10 protein-coding genes are annotated in these 14,311 nt (G+C 60.2%); 6 read left to right on the top strand and 4 right to left on the bottom strand.

Annotated elements, in window-relative coordinates:
* Positions 1-2: 2 nt before the first annotated feature.
* From ACZZ0G_RS07945 to ACZZ0G_RS07930, 4 genes are all read right to left on the bottom strand, one after another.
* The gene (locus ACZZ0G_RS07945) at positions 3-3,476 is read right to left on the bottom strand and encodes a calcium-binding protein (protein WP_463555818.1); all 3,474 of its coding nucleotides are present in this window, start codon (positions 3,474-3,476) and stop codon (positions 3-5) included.
* 49 nt (positions 3,477-3,525) lie between these two features.
* Complete coding sequence (locus ACZZ0G_RS07940) at positions 3,526-5,343, bottom strand: hypothetical protein (protein ID WP_463555817.1); 1,818 nt, start codon at positions 5,341-5,343, stop codon at positions 3,526-3,528.
* A gap of 564 nt (positions 5,344-5,907) precedes the next feature.
* The gene (locus tag ACZZ0G_RS07935) at positions 5,908-7,224 is read right to left on the bottom strand and encodes a bifunctional DedA family/phosphatase PAP2 family protein (protein ID WP_463555816.1); all 1,317 of its coding nucleotides are present in this window, start codon (positions 7,222-7,224) and stop codon (positions 5,908-5,910) included.
* A 152-nt stretch (positions 7,225-7,376) separates the two neighbouring features.
* Positions 7,377-8,075 carry a DNA-3-methyladenine glycosylase gene (locus ACZZ0G_RS07930; RefSeq protein ID WP_463555815.1) on the bottom strand — a complete coding sequence of 233 codons (699 nt, stop codon included), beginning with the start codon at positions 8,073-8,075 and terminating at the stop codon, positions 7,377-7,379.
* Positions 8,076-8,252: 177 nt separating this feature from the next.
* Here ACZZ0G_RS07930 and ACZZ0G_RS07925 point away from each other — a divergent pair, with 177 nt between their 5' ends.
* The 6 genes from ACZZ0G_RS07925 (at position 8,253) to rodA (ending at position 14,300) form a co-directional block, all read left to right on the top strand.
* Positions 8,253-9,524, top strand: a complete 1,272-nt coding sequence (locus tag ACZZ0G_RS07925) for a glutamate-5-semialdehyde dehydrogenase (RefSeq protein ID WP_463555814.1) — start codon at positions 8,253-8,255, stop codon at positions 9,522-9,524.
* The gene (gene nadD, locus ACZZ0G_RS07920; protein ID WP_435038141.1) at positions 9,493-10,215 is read left to right on the top strand and encodes a nicotinate-nucleotide adenylyltransferase; all 723 of its coding nucleotides are present in this window, start codon (positions 9,493-9,495) and stop codon (positions 10,213-10,215) included. Before ACZZ0G_RS07925 ends, nadD begins: the two co-directional genes overlap by 32 nt.
* Before the next feature lie 72 nt (positions 10,216-10,287).
* Positions 10,288-10,782, top strand: coding sequence for a ribosome silencing factor (gene rsfS / locus ACZZ0G_RS07915; protein ID WP_016986117.1), 495 nt, complete (start codon positions 10,288-10,290; stop codon positions 10,780-10,782).
* A 9-nt stretch (positions 10,783-10,791) separates the two neighbouring features.
* Positions 10,792-11,259, top strand: a complete 468-nt coding sequence (rlmH, locus tag ACZZ0G_RS07910; RefSeq protein WP_003185785.1) for a 23S rRNA (pseudouridine(1915)-N(3))-methyltransferase RlmH — start codon at positions 10,792-10,794, stop codon at positions 11,257-11,259.
* Between the two features lie 10 nt (positions 11,260-11,269).
* Complete coding sequence (mrdA, locus tag ACZZ0G_RS07905; RefSeq protein ID WP_463555813.1) at positions 11,270-13,165, top strand: penicillin-binding protein 2; 1,896 nt, start codon at positions 11,270-11,272, stop codon at positions 13,163-13,165.
* A 31-nt stretch (positions 13,166-13,196) separates the two neighbouring features.
* On the top strand, positions 13,197-14,300 hold the full coding sequence (gene rodA, locus ACZZ0G_RS07900) for a rod shape-determining protein RodA (protein WP_049802149.1): 1,104 nt from the start codon (positions 13,197-13,199) through the stop codon (positions 14,298-14,300).
* Positions 14,301-14,311: the final 11 nt, after the last annotated feature.

Below are 14,311 nucleotides of genomic sequence, written 5' to 3'. Positions count from 1 at the left end.
GATCAGGGTTCGTTGCTTGAAAGGAGCAGATCGTCGGGGTTGATTCGCGCCTGTGGATCGGAGTCCAGGCCCCAATACGCCCTCACTGAGTTGTACACCACCGTGCCGATGGTTCCGGCTCTGACGCCGATGTGGGTGACGTAAACTCTGGCCGCCAGTTCGTTGCGCTGTTGATGCGCATTGATCTCGGCCAACAGCGCTTCGACGCTGACGTAGCCACGAGCATCGATGACGTATAGCTGGAGCACTTCGAACAGCAGGGAAACTTCATAAATATTGCCGGCCGAAGTCGCCACGTTGATGGACTCCACCGGAACGTCGTCCTCGATATCGGGCAACTCGATCGTGACACTGGCGACGCGCAAGCGATTGCCGTCCAGTTGTATGTCATCGCGTGTGACGGTTTCGTTCAGTGTGTGGGTGTACAGCGTCCAGGTCGAAGCATCGGCGGTTTTGGCCGCGGCGCCTGGCGTCAAAAGGCGAATGATGGTGTTGCTGGCAAGGTGAACGTCGTAAGTCGAACTCTGGCCTTCGAGCACATAGATGCCTGTGTGCGATCCGGTGTCGATGGTAATACGGCTGGGTTTTGCTGTTATCAGCGGCTTCACGCTGGCCAGCGGTCTGACAAAGCGATAGTTGCCCTTGCGTTTCTTAAGGCAGCTGCGGGTGCTGCTTATGCGAAGGCCGGGGTGTTTCGCATCGTCTTCATAATCCAGCTCTGGAACCTGCAGCCGGTATGAAACCTGGTCCTGCATGATCAGCACAACGTTTTGCTGCAGGCGTGGCGTGGTGACTTTCAGGCTGTTTCTGCCGCTGTAACCGGTGGCCGCTGCGATGGGCTGGACCACGCCTTTGAACATCACGACCTTCGAGGGCAGCCTGAGCGAAAGAGTGAGGTCTTTGTAGTACAAGTGGGTATTGCCAGAGACGCCTTTGCGCACCTGCACTTCATAGCTGACTTGCACGTCGATGATTTCAGTGCTGTCGAACTCCAGATAAACGCTGCGTGCCGTTTCGGCAGTGTTGTGCTGGGCAACGAATTCCACCTGGCGGTCCGTGCGCGACACAAAGTGCTGCTTCAAACCTTGTTCGGCGATCTCGACCGTGCCGCCATTGACGATTTGCGGCGCCGCTGCCGGTTGGCCAATCACGACCACGGCGGGCTCGATATTCTGACGCGGTGCCTCATCCGGCTGCTGGGGTAGCTGAGCCAGTAGTTCATAACCATCCTCGGTCTTGAACCGCAATCGATCATTTTTCAGCTGACGTTTGCCATCGACCCACTGATAGACATTTTCCAGCGTGAGGACATGCTCGGGATCGTTGCCATCTTCGCCGCGCAGTGAACTGACCACCAGCGAAGTACCGACCACCTGCCAGCGCTGTATGACATCTGCCGGCCAGCCGAACTCGATCAGGCTCGGCTGTTCGCCGTCCTCGATAATGGTCGTTCGCGCGTTGCTGCTGGCGATGTAGTAACGATCCGCGCCGCTGCCGCCATCCACCCGACAGTCCCATCCGTAGAGCGCAATGGTGTCGTCGCCGCCGCCGGCGTTGATGCGGTCGTAGCCATTGGCGGAAATCTGGTTGGCCTCATCGTTTCCGCTGACACGGCTGGTGCCTTTGCGCAGTGTCGAGACGTTTTCGATCGAGGTGAGTTGCGCGACCTCAACGGCATCGACATCAGGATCAAGGCCTCGCAGTGCCACCCTGCCGCTGTGCAGATTGATGTCGTGGCCGATGTGGCGAGTGTCGCTGAGCGGGCGGCTGCCCTCGAAGGCCAGGGTGTCGGAACCTGCGCCGCCATCCAGCACATTGAGGTGCGCCGGTTTGCTGATCCGGTTCAACTCCTGCTCGGTGATGTCCTGATAAAACGCATCGTTCCTGTCGCCCCCGGTCAGTGCTTTGTGATCGGCGCGATAGGTAAACAGATTGGGCTTGTCCCGGACACCGACGACCCGGTCATTGCCGTCACCCAGACGCCAGAAAATGCCTTTGTCGGCACCGCCGCTGCCCGATACTTTGCCTTTGAGGTTGGCGGGCAGGCCGGCGCCGGCATCGATCACGTCGTCGCCGCCTGCAACGACTGCCTGGCTGTCGAGCTTGAACGGCTGTTGGCCGGCGCTTTCGTCCCATTGGTAGCGCCAGATTTCAACAGGCTTCAATTCAACCTGGAAGGCGCCATTGATCACATGTTCGATGGAGTGTTTGTAGGCGCCCTCCAGCATGTCCCTGGCTGACAGTTCGAGCTGCTGCTGGTGGTCTCGATAGCCCTTGGAAAGCTTGAAACGATCCAGTACGTCCTGGTCCAGCTCCTGATTGGTGAAGGCGAACCAGCCCGAGCGCAGGCTTTCTTCAAAGGTCAGTTCGATGTAATCATCGATGTCGTCCACCACTCGGGCGGCCTGATAGATCATCGAGGCGGCGATGAGCAGCCCGGCGGCGACGAGACCGACAGGGCCTGCGGTACTGCCGAATCCGGCCAGCGCGGCGACGCCCAGCACCAGGCTGATTCCCGCACCCGCTACGCTCAGGCCACCGCTGACGTAGTGATCCTGAGCTTCTTTGCCCTGCGCTGCGGCGGCGGCATTGAACGATTTGATGGCGTCCGCGATATCGAAGGGCAGGGTGATTGCGCTGGCAAACATCCCAGCGCCGCGGCTCATGTATTTGCCTACCGACGTCAGCGGAAAGTACTTCAGCGCAGTGCCGCCATTCCTGAGCATGGCCTCGCCGGTCTTGGTCAGTCCCCGCTCAATGATCAACGAGCCAAATTCAGCGGCGATCGAGCCGCCCTGGAAAACCGCTTCCAGCGTGTCGCCATGCTTGATCGCATCGATCATCGCCTTGTAGCCGCTATAGATGCCAAATGCCTGCATGCCGACGCCGGCGCCACTCATCAAATAGCTTTTGTTTTTGCTGACCCAGCCCGGCGCATTTTCCAGTGCGTCGGCGCGATGGATATCCAGCTTTTGCGCAGCCTTGCCCAACTGATTCAGACGATCCATCGCGCTGCCAGGAGCGAGGGTTGTATCGGCGACGAACAACGCCCCGGCGTCGACCGAGCGCTTGCAGGCGATTTCATAGAACAGCATCGCCGCCACATTGCTGTCCGGGGTCTCCACGGACAGCAAGCGCGCCTGCACCCGCTCTGCGTCGAAATTGAGCCCGTCGAGAAAACTTTGCTCCACGCGTTGCATGTCGGCATTCGCCGGGCTGATGGGCTGGCCATGCACCGTCGCACCCAAGGCCTGGAGTTCGACGCGACTGGTGAGCATTTCACCGATGCGCAGGGGGCCGAAATGTTTGTCGAGGGATTTTAGTGTGCGTCGATAAGAGGCGTCAGCGTCGGTTGCCGGCGTAGCGCTGTTGAGCCTGCCCGCCTGCGGTGCATGGGGATTGGCCGAGGCGCTGAGGGGATTGACTTGAACGGCGCTGATATTGGGTATTTGTGGTGGAGCGATAATTTTTGACATGTCATTAATCCTTTAATGAAAACCCATGACCGGTGTCCGTACCGGTGTGTCACTGATGTTGAGTCGTTGGTGTGGCCGACTCGGGCCAACTGATGTCGTAGGCAAATTCTTCGCCGTTACCCGATAGCCTGAGCACGGGTTTGCCCGAGGCCTCGACCTTGTCGATCAACTGGTCGTACTCGAATTTGTTTTGGTGTCCGGCATGGGTGGCGGCTTCGATGTGCTCAGCGCTTGCGCCAGCCTGGTCGTTGAGGTCGTCGATCTTTACTGCTTTGGTCAGGGCAGAATCGAGCAGCCAGATACGATCGGCATCCAGTCCGCTGCGGCTGACCGATATCAAACCTTCGAAGTCATCGGAGGGAAACCAGGTGGGGGGTGTGTTGCGGGCAGCAGCATTGAAACTCATGTTTTCTTCGTGGGGCACCACTTCCAGGTGGCGGGTGTCGAGCACATACAGGAACATTTCCTTCTGGCGTGTGCGCGTCGCTTCATAGTGACGATCGTGATCCCACGGAATCGGGCTTGCGGCATCGGACCATTCGGACGATGTGCTGCTTTCTGTGTCACTGGCCTCACTGCCCGAGGCGTTATCGTCAGTTGCCCGTCCCGGGTATTTGTTCGTCTGACTGTTAAAGCTCAAGTACTCGGGATCAGGCGCGCTTGCGTACATTTTTCCTTCTTTGAGGCTGAAGGTCGCGCTCATGGGCTTATGCGTGGTAGCCCCCGGTTTGTGCTGGTATCGCGGCAGCATGAAGCCGTCATTGGCGAGCTCGAACGGTGTGCGCTCATCGCCACGGAACAGCGCCGGAATGTCCGTGCGGTACAGGCAATTGTTCTTGTTGCGCAGATAGCCGAGTTTATTCAGTAACGCTTCACGCACTGACGCGGTCATGCTGGTTTCGGGGTTGTACCAGTCATGCCGGGCATCGCGCTTGAGGTTGAGTTCCGTGACGGCATCCCGGCTCATTTGCTCGAGGCGCTGCGGATTGTCGATGTCGTCAATCAGGCTTTTGTGCGCTTGCGCCCATTGCGGCATTTTCAGTTCAGCCTTCAGGTCCTGTTGCAAGCGGGTCAATTGGCCAGGCAGCAGGTTGTAGGACTGCAGAAATGCCTCGCGCTGGGCAAGGCTCATGGCCGGGTGCAGCCAGCGCAACGTGTCGCGCAGCAAGTCGCGGCGCGGGTCTGTGACTGTCGGTTCTGCCCACTGCGGGCGCTTGCCGCTCGCCTGGGCTTCGGTGCGAAAACGCACGAGATCCTGGCCATGGATGTCATACACCTGCCAGATCTCGTGATCGGTCCAGTGCTTTAAGTGTGTGGGTTGAGCAGCGAATCCGCCCGCCGGTGGATCGACCGGAATCCACATGCCGAAGCGATCCATGAAGGCAAACTGCGTCACCGTATTGTTCACTCCGAACGCGGATGCCAATTCGTAATAGCCTTGGGCATCCGGCGAACGCAGGGATGCCTTGTACAGATTCGCATCGAGGTGGGCTGGTCGAGGCTGTTTCGCCACGGAAGCCATTCCGGGTTGTTCGCTCATGGGCGGCGCTGGGCGTTTCGTCGAGGCCATGACAGACGCTGGATGTTCGCTCAGGCGCCAGGTCAACCGGCCTTCATTCCTGTAAAGCGCCGGCCCGGACGCTATTCGTTCGGTGATCAACTTGCAGTGATAAAACCCTGCGGCATCCTGGCCGACATGGGTGGTGCGCAAGCCTCCTTCATATTCGACGTCGACAAACCGGCGTCCGACGATCCAGCGAAAACCGTCCGCCTGCGCCGGTTTCATGCCGCGCAGAAAGTCGTCGCGCAGCCAGTAAGTGTCTGGTGAGCGATCGCTTGAAAGGTGGGCAGGACGTGTAGTCGGCATGGGCTGGATGACGACGGCAGGCGGGGTGTTATCCAGGTTCGGACGGCCGCCGGCGGTGTGGGCGGGGTCTTGGGCACCCGGCAACCCCGGTAAGCGGAAAATGGAAGGCCCGCCTGTAGCGAATGGTGCATCGGTTCGCAAGGGCGGGAATGTGCTTGAGTCAGGCTGCTGCGTTGAGGGCTGGGGTGGTTTGCGCGGTATCTTTGGACTCATGGAGTACTCGAAATCAGTTGATGTATGGAAACCCTCGATTGGTAAGTTGAGTTGTTTATCTGGCAGGCGAGTGCAAGCAGTCTCACTTTAATGGCGAGAATCTGCCGCAGGGTTTCAAGGGTTGTGGATTTAATCTAACGGGTTTTTCAAGTTATGGAAGGCGTTGTTGGCGCGGTTTGCAGGTGATGTGTAACTTCCATTGTTTTTGGTTTTAAGTGTAGGAAGTTGCAGTTCGGTAAATAAGAAGTTTTACCTTGGGCGAGTACGCTTTGATAAGGGAACAGCGCTGCTCATGTCGGATATTTCCTAAAAGAGCAGCGCGGAAGAAATAAGACTTGTATATCGCCTCACTCAATAGGCGTAACGCAGCAACGTATGAGGCAGATGCCGCAGGACGAAAAAGCCAAACAGCGCCAACATGGCCGGCAGGATCAACCACCAGATCTTGAACGGCATGGGATTGAGCGGAGTTTTGCGCTGGCTCAGCCACAGGGCTGCGGCGCAGACACAGGCGGCAAGCATGGCACCGGCCAATACGTCGGTTGGCCAATGAGCGCCCAGATAGACCCGCGACAGCGCAATGGAAAGGGCCGGAATACAGGCGATCAGCAACCAGGTCAGGCGCATGCGCGGTGGTTGACCGCGACCCGCGAGCACCGCCAGGGTCAGAAACAGCGCGAAAGAACCGGATGCGTGGCCGCTGGGCATGCTGTAAGTGGTCAGTGGATCGGTCAGCACTTCCGGGCGCACCCGGGCGAAGAAGTATTTGGTTCCGGTGTTGGCCAGTGCGGTCACCAGTAGCGTGCCGCCGACGAAGATCGCCTGACGCCATTGCCGGCACAGCAGCAACAGCCCGGTCAGCAGGACGCTGAACAGCAGCATGTTGCGGAACTCGCCGATCAGGGTCAGCGTGACCGCGATTTCATCCAGCACCGGCTGGCGATGCTCCTGCACCAGGGTCATCACGCCTTGATCGAGTGCCGTCAGATATGGATAGCCGATGAACAGGCCAATCAGAATCAACAGGCTCATGCTGCTGATCCAGATCGTCGCGCGGCGGTGGCGACGCAAACTGCTGTTCACACTCAGGCCGATCATTACCGCGATACTGCCGGCGACAATCCCGGCCTCCAGCCAGAATCCTTCAGGCAATGGCAGGCGGAACGCCGCGCCGGTGGCCCAGCCGGGCAGCAGATAAGCCAGGCTCCAGCCGGCGGCGGCCAGCAGACTGACTGCGGCAAAACGCGGGAAGGGCATGTCGCACATGCCGGCGACCATGGGCAGCATCGGCCGCAACGGCCCGATAAAACGACCGACCAGCAGGCTGGCGATGCCGTAGCGCTGGAAGTAGGACTCGGCGCCGGCCATCCATTCCGGATGATGACGCAGCCCCGGCAGGCGCCGAATGTTCTGGTGGAAATGGCGGCCGAGGAAATACGAAACGGCATCGCCGAGAATCCCCCCGAGAAAACCCAGCAACAACGTTTCGCTCAATGACAGCGCCCCACTGCCGGCCAGGACGGCGACGGCAAACAGCAGCACGGTGCCGGGCACGATCAAACCGGCAATCGCCAGGCATTCCACAAAGGCCACAATGAACACTGCAACAGCCAGCCATTGTGGATTGGCCGCCAGCCAACCGGTCACGCTATCGAGCCATGGGCCCATAAAACCACTCCATCAAATCTTCAGTTGACCCTGTGGGGGCGAGCCTGCTCGCGAAAGCATTCGATCAGACAACAGTAATGTCGGCTGTATCGACCTCATTGCGAGCAGACTCGCCCCCACCGGGATTTCATCTATTCCAGTATCGGTGTCATTCAGGGCAACAAGAAATAATCCCGGCCTTCGACCTGACCGCGTCGCAGCGGGTTCCGCGTGCACCATTGCGCATAAGCTGAGTCGACAAAGCGGTACATCAAGTGCTCGTCACGGCCATGGGGAATGCCCAGGCGTGTGGTTTGAATGACGTGCGAAGGCACCGGCCCGGTGTCTTCTACCAGCAGGACTTCATGATCGAAACGCTTGGCATCCCACATCGGCACTTTCAGCCCCAGCGCTTTGCACAGCAGGGTTTGCCCGGCGCAGAGCTTTTGCGAAGGCCGCGCACGTCCCTGTGCGTCGGGATTGTTCAGCAGCATCTGCGCCAGACTCGCCGGCCCGCTGATTTCATCGACCCACGGATAGGCGGACTTGATCAGTACCGCGTTGCCCGGGCCCTGCGCGCTGAAGTTCAGCGAATCACCGCCACGGGCGTAATACATATAGATGTGGCCGCCATCCAGAAACAAAGCCTTACGCTTTTCTGTGTAGCCCAACGAGGCGTGGCTGCCTTTTTCTACGCAGTAATAGGCTTCGGTTTCGATGATTCGCGCGCTCAGCCACAGATCGCCGACCCGGTGGCGAATGACTTTGCCGAGCAGATCCTGCGCCAGCACTTGCGCATCTCGGTCGAAAAAGGCGTCCGGCAGCCCCAGCGGCAGGCGTTCGGCACGGTTGCGAACGGTCAGGTTGGACATGGCAGGCAATGTTTATCCAGGCTCAGGAGGTCGTGATGATAACAACGCACGGCTTAATTGGGCCTGAACGCCGGCGAATCAGCGTTCATTTTGACCATCCGCCCGTCACCGCTGTTAGTCCCGGGACGCGACAGCTATAATCTGCCGCTTTCCTCTTTGCCAAGACCCCAGCAGACCATGACTGAGTCCGTTCTTGACTACATGACCCGATTGGGTCGCGCCGCCCGCGAAGCCTCCCGGGTCATCGGCCGTGCCAGCACCGCGCAGAAAAACCGCGCCTTGCAGGCTGCTGCCAATGCCCTGGACGCTGCGCGTGCCGAGCTTGCCGCAGCCAATGAGCAGGATCTGGCCGCCGGTCGCGCCAATGGTCTGGAACCGGCCTTGCTGGAACGTCTGGAACTGACCCCGGCACGTATCGACGGCATGATCGTCGGCCTGCGTCAGGTGGCTGCGCTGCCGGACCCGGTCGGCGCGATCCGTGACATGAGCTTCCGTCCGTCGGGCATTCAGGTCGGCAAGATGCGCGTGCCGCTGGGCGTGATCGGGATCATCTACGAGTCCCGGCCGAACGTGACCATCGATGCCGCCAGCCTGTGCCTGAAGTCCGGCAACGCGACCATCCTGCGCGGTGGCTCCGAGGCGATTCACTCCAACCGCGCGATCGCTGCATGCATTCAGCGTGGTCTGGCCGAAGCCGAGCTGCCTGCCGCCGTGGTGCAAGTGGTCGAGACCACCGACCGTGCCGCCGTCGGCGCGATGATCACCATGCCCGAGTACGTCGATGTGATCGTGCCACGCGGTGGCCGTGGTCTGATCGAGCGCATCAGCCGCGATGCCCGCGTGCCGGTGATCAAGCACCTGGACGGCATCTGCCACGTTTACGTCAGCGCGCACGCCGATCTGCCGAAAGCCCAGCGCATCGCCTTCAATGCCAAGACCTATCGCTATGGCATCTGCGGTGCGATGGAGACGCTGCTGGTCGACCAGACTGTTGCCAAGGATTTCCTGCCATCGATGGCGGCGCAGTTCCGCGAAAAAGGCGTTGAGCTGCGTGGCTGCGAGCGCACCCGGGCGATCATCGAGGCGGTTGCCGCCAGCGAAGAAGACTGGAACACCGAATATCTGGCGCCGATCCTGTCGATCCGGGTGGTCGACGGTCTGGATCAGGCCATTGAACACATCAACCATTACGGCTCCCATCACACCGACTCGATCGTCAGCGAAAACCTCGCCGACACCCGGCGCTTCGTGGCCGAAGTCGATTCGGCATCGGTGATGATCAACACCCCGACCTGCTTTGCCGATGGATTTGAATACGGATTGGGTGCCGAGATCGGCATTTCTACTGATAAGCTGCACGCCCGCGGCCCGGTGGGCCTCGAAGGACTGACCTGCGAGAAGTACGTCGTGGTCGGTGATGGCCAGTTGCGCGGCCAGGCGACGGTCTGACTTGACCGACCTCGACCTGACAGCGCCGCAGCCCGGCAGCGAAACCCGTCCGCGACGCATTGGTGTCTTGGGCGGGACGTTCGACCCGGTGCATATCGGCCATTTGCGTGGTGGGCTGGAAGTCGCCGAAGCATTGGCGCTCGACGAGTTGCGCCTGATGCCGAATGCGCGGCCGCCACATCGCGGTACGCCGCAGGTGTCGGCGCAGGATCGCTTGGCAATGGTCGAATGTGCGGTGGCCGGAATGCCGCCGCTGGTGGTGGACGCCCGCGAATTGCAGCGGGACAAACCGTCCTGGACCATTGATACCCTGGAGTCGATGCGTGCTGAAATGCCCGCCGAGACCCAGGTTTTTCTGCTTTTGGGCTGGGACGCATTTTGCGGCCTGCCCACTTGGCATCGCTGGGAAGAGTTGCTCCAGCATTGCCACATCCTGGTGCTACAGCGCCCGGACGCCGACAGCGAACCGCCGGATGCCTTGCGCAACCTGCTGGCAGCGCGTTCGGTGAGCGACCCGCTGGCCCTGAAAGGGCCGAGCGGACAGATTGCATTCGTCTGGCAGACACCGCTCGCGGTTTCCGCCACCCAGATCCGTCAACTGCTGGCCAGCGGTAAGTCGGTACGTTTCCTGGTGCCCGACGCGGTCCTGGCCTACATCGATGCGCACGGTCTGTACCGTGCGTCGAACTGAGCAAGGCGTGCTTCACTGATACGAATCCACGTATCGCCAAGCCGCCGAACATATGAGCAAAACGAGTTTTATATGACTGACAAAGACCAAACCAAAGTAAAGCGCAAAGGCACATTCAAAAGCGCGCCGCTGCCTGAGCCGGTCAACACCAACGAGCCGCTGAAGGGCGACGAACTGGTCAAACTGGCCGTAGCTGCCCTGGAAGACGTCAAGGCGCAAGACATCCAGATCATCGATGTTCGCGACAAGCAGAGCATCACTGACTACATGATCATCGCCACCGGTACTTCCAACCGCCAGATCAACGCGATGCTCGACAAGGTTCGCGAAGAAGTCAAAAAGCAGGGCGCCAAGCCGCTGGGCGAAGAAGGCAAGGGCGACAGCGACTGGGTTCTGTTGGACCTGGACCTGGTGATCGTGCACATGATGACCGCCTCGGCGCGTCAGTTCTACGACCTGGAGCGCCTGTGGGCCGGTGCCGAGCAAAGCCGTGCGGCCGATGCCAAGCACCACAGCCCGGAAAACACCCACGAGCATTTCACCAAGCTCAACAAAGACCAGCTGTAAGGGATTGCTGTGCGACTGCGCCTGATCGCCGTCGGTTCACGCATGCCCAAGTGGGTGGAAGAAGGCTGGCATGAATATGCCAAGCGTCTTCCGTCCGAGCTGGCGCTGGAACTGGTGGAAATACCGCTCAATACCCGTGGCAAGAATGCCGACGTGGCCCGATTCATCCGCCAGGAAGGCGAAGCCATGCTGGCCAAGGTCGGGCCGAACGAGCGGATCGTCACGCTGGAAGTCCACGGCAAACCCTGGAGCACCGAGCAACTGGCGGTCGAACTCGACCGCTGGCGGCTGGATTCGCGCACGGTCAATTTCATGGTCGGTGGCCCGGAAGGGCTGGCGCCGGAAGTCTGCGCCCGTGCCGATCAGCGCTGGTCGTTGTCGCCGCTGACGTTGCCGCACCCGTTGGTGCGGATCCTGATCGGCGAACAGTTGTATCGTGCCTGGACCGTGCTGTCCGGTCACCCTTACCACAAGTAATCCAGCCCTCATGTCTCAGCCGATCCGCATCAAGGACCACGAAAAGGACGCACGCCTGGTGCGTAGCCGCGTCGTGTTCGGGGCCATTGCGGTCATGCTGTTGATCGGCGTGCTGATTGCGCGGCTGTATTACTTGCAGGTGATTCAGTACGAATACCACTCGACGCTCTCGGAAAACAACCGTGTCCACGTGCAGCCGATTCCGCCGACCCGTGGGCTGATTTTCGACCGCAATGGCGTGGTGGTAGCGGATAACCGGCCGAGCTTCAGCCTCAGCATGACCCGCGAGCGCTCCGGCGACTGGCAGCAGGTGCTCGACGTCATCGTCGAAGTGCTCGAGCTGACGCCCGAAGACCGGGTGATCTTCGAGAAGCGCATGCGTCAGGGGCGCCGGCCATTCGAGCCGGTGCCGATCCTGTTCGAGCTGAGCGAAGAGCAGATCGCCCGGATCGCGGTGAACCAGTTCCGCCTGCCAGGCGTGGAAGTGGTCGCGCAATTGGTCCGTCACTACCCGCAGGGCGCGCATTTTGCGCACTCGGTGGGCTACATGGGACGGATCAACGAGAAAGAGCTGAAGAGCCTCGATCCTGTAAATTACAGCGGCACCCATCACATCGGCAAAACCGGCATCGAGCGTTTCTACGAGCCGGAATTGCACGGTCAGGTTGGTTACGAAGAAGTCGAGACCAACGCCCGTGGCCGCGTGCTACGAGTGCTCAAGCGCACCGATCCGATTCCAGGCAAGGACATTGTTCTGAGTTTGGACATCAAGTTGCAGGAAGCAGCGGAGGCTGCGTTGGGCGGTCGTCGCGGTGCGGTCGTCGCGCTCGATCCGAAGACCGGCGAAGTGCTGGCGATGGTCAGTCAGCCGAGCTTCGACCCGAACCTGTTCGTCACCGGCATCAGCTTCAAGGCCTACGCCGAGTTGCGCGATTCCATCGACCGGCCGCTCTTCAACCGCGTGCTGCGCGGTCTGTATCCGCCAGGCTCGACGATCAAACCAGCGGTGGCGATTGCCGGTCTCGATTCCGGGGTAGTGACCGCGTCCAGTCGAGTGTTCGACCCGGGCTACTACATGCTGCCCAACTACGATCACAAATACCGCAACTGGAACCGCACCGGTGACGGCTTTGTCGACCTCGACACGGCGATCATGCGGTCCAACGACACCTACTTCTATGACCTGGCGCACAAGCTCGGCATTGATCGGTTGTCGACCTACATGAACAAGTTCGGCATCGGCCAGAAGGTCTCGCTGGACATGTTCGAAGAATCCCCCGGCCTGATGCCGTCCCGCGAATGGAAACGTGCGACGCGCAAACAGGCGTGGTTCCCTGGCGAAACCCTGATCCTCGGGATCGGCCAGGGCTATATGCAATCGACCCCGCTGCAACTGGCCCAGGCCACGGCGCTGGTCGCCAACAAAGGCATCTGGAATCGTCCGCACCTGGCCAAATCCCTCGAAGGGGTGAAACCGGTGGACGAAAACCCGATGCCGGACATTGTCCTGCGCGATCCCTCGGACTGGACCAAGGTCAACCACGGCATGCAGCAGGTGATGCACGGTGCTCGCGGCACAGCGCGCAAAGCGGCCATCGGCGCGCAATACCGCATCGCCGGCAAATCGGGTACGGCGCAGGTCGTCGCGATCAAGCAAGGCGAGAAGTACGACCGCTCCAAGGTTCAGGAGCGCCACCGTGACCACGCCTTGTTCGTCGGTTTCGCCCCGGCCGATGACCCGAAAATCGTTGTTTCGGTGATGGTCGAGAACGGTGAGTCCGGCTCCGGCGTTGCCGCACCCGTGGTGCGTCAGGTCATGGACGCCTGGCTGCTCGATCAGGACGGACGTTTGAAGGCCGAATACGCCAGCCCAATCAGTGCGGAGGCTACGGCCCGTGATGAATAATTTTGATCGCATGCTCTCCAGTGAGGATGTGATGCGTCGCCGCGCGACGCTGCTGCAAAGACTGCATATCGATGGCCCGTTGCTGATCCTGCTGCTGATCCTCGCCGCCGGCAGCCTGTTCGTGCTGTACTCGGCCAGTGGCAAAAGCTGGGATCTGCTGGCCAAACAGGCCACTTCGTTCGGAATCGGACTGGTCTCGATGATCATCATCGCCCAGTTCGAGCCGCGCTTCATGGCGCGCTGGGTGCCGCTCGGTTATGTCATCGGCGTGGTGCTGCTGTTGGTGGTGGACATCATGGGCCACAACGCCATGGGTGCGACGCGCTGGATCAACATCCCCGGGGTGATCCGCTTCCAGCCCTCGGAGTTCATGAAAATCCTGATGCCGGCGACCATTGCCTGGTATCTGTCCAAGCGCACGTTGCCGCCGCAACTCAAGCATGTCGGCATCAGCCTGATGCTGATCGGCGTGCCATTTGCGCTGATCGTGCGTCAGCCCGACCTCGGCACTTCGCTGCTGATTCTGGCGGGCGGTGCGTTCGTACTGTTCATGGGCGGGCTGCGCTGGCGCTGGATTCTCAGCGTGCTGGCGGCGGCGATTCCGGTGTCGGTGGCCATGTGGTTTTTCATCATGCACGACTACCAGAAGCAGCGAATCCTGACCTTCCTCGACCCGGAAAGCGATCCGTTGGGCACCGGCTGGAACATCATTCAGTCGAAAGCCGCGATCGGTTCCGGCGGCGTATTCGGCAAAGGCTGGCTGCTCGGCACCCAGTCACACCTGGATTTCCTGCCGGAAAGCCACACCGACTTCATCATTGCCGTACTCGGCGAAGAGTTCGGTCTGGTGGGCATTTGCGCGCTGTTGTTGATCTATCTGTTGCTGATTGGCCGAGGGCTGGTGATTACCGCTCAGGCGCAAACGCTGTTCGGCAAATTGCTCGCCGGTGCGTTGACCATGACGTTTTTTGTTTACGTTTTCGTCAACATCGGTATGGTCAGTGGCCTGTTGCCGGTCGTAGGGGTGCCGTTGCCGTTCATTAGCTACGGAGGAACTTCGCTGGTGACGCTGCTGTCAGCGTTTGGGGTTTTGATGTCGATCCATACCCATCGCAAGTGGATCGCACAGGTTTGAATAAGGTGAAG

This window comes from Pseudomonas sp. AC169 (assembly GCF_979258515.1).
This window is presented reverse-complemented; position numbering and strand designations above follow the sequence as displayed.

Excerpts from the sequence above, each read along its gene's own strand:
- ACZZ0G_RS07945 (WP_463555818.1), bottom strand. The coding sequence starts at position 3,476 with ATGTCAAAAATTATCGCTCCACCACAAATACCCAATATCAGCGCCGTT.
- ACZZ0G_RS07940 (WP_463555817.1), bottom strand. The coding sequence starts at position 5,343 with ATGCCGACTACACGTCCTGCCCACCTTTCAAGCGATCGCTCACCAGAC.
- ACZZ0G_RS07935 (WP_463555816.1), bottom strand. The coding sequence starts at position 7,224 with ATGGGCCCATGGCTCGATAGCGTGACCGGTTGGCTGGCGGCCAATCCA.
- ACZZ0G_RS07930 (WP_463555815.1), bottom strand. The coding sequence starts at position 8,075 with ATGTCCAACCTGACCGTTCGCAACCGTGCCGAACGCCTGCCGCTGGGG.
- ACZZ0G_RS07925 (WP_463555814.1), top strand. The coding sequence starts at position 8,253 with ATGACTGAGTCCGTTCTTGACTACATGACCCGATTGGGTCGCGCCGCC.
- nadD (WP_435038141.1), top strand. The coding sequence starts at position 9,493 with ATGGCCAGTTGCGCGGCCAGGCGACGGTCTGACTTGACCGACCTCGAC.
- rsfS (WP_016986117.1), top strand. The coding sequence starts at position 10,288 with ATGACTGACAAAGACCAAACCAAAGTAAAGCGCAAAGGCACATTCAAA.
- mrdA (WP_463555813.1), top strand. The coding sequence starts at position 11,270 with ATGTCTCAGCCGATCCGCATCAAGGACCACGAAAAGGACGCACGCCTG.
- rodA (WP_049802149.1), top strand. The coding sequence starts at position 13,197 with ATGCGTCGCCGCGCGACGCTGCTGCAAAGACTGCATATCGATGGCCCG.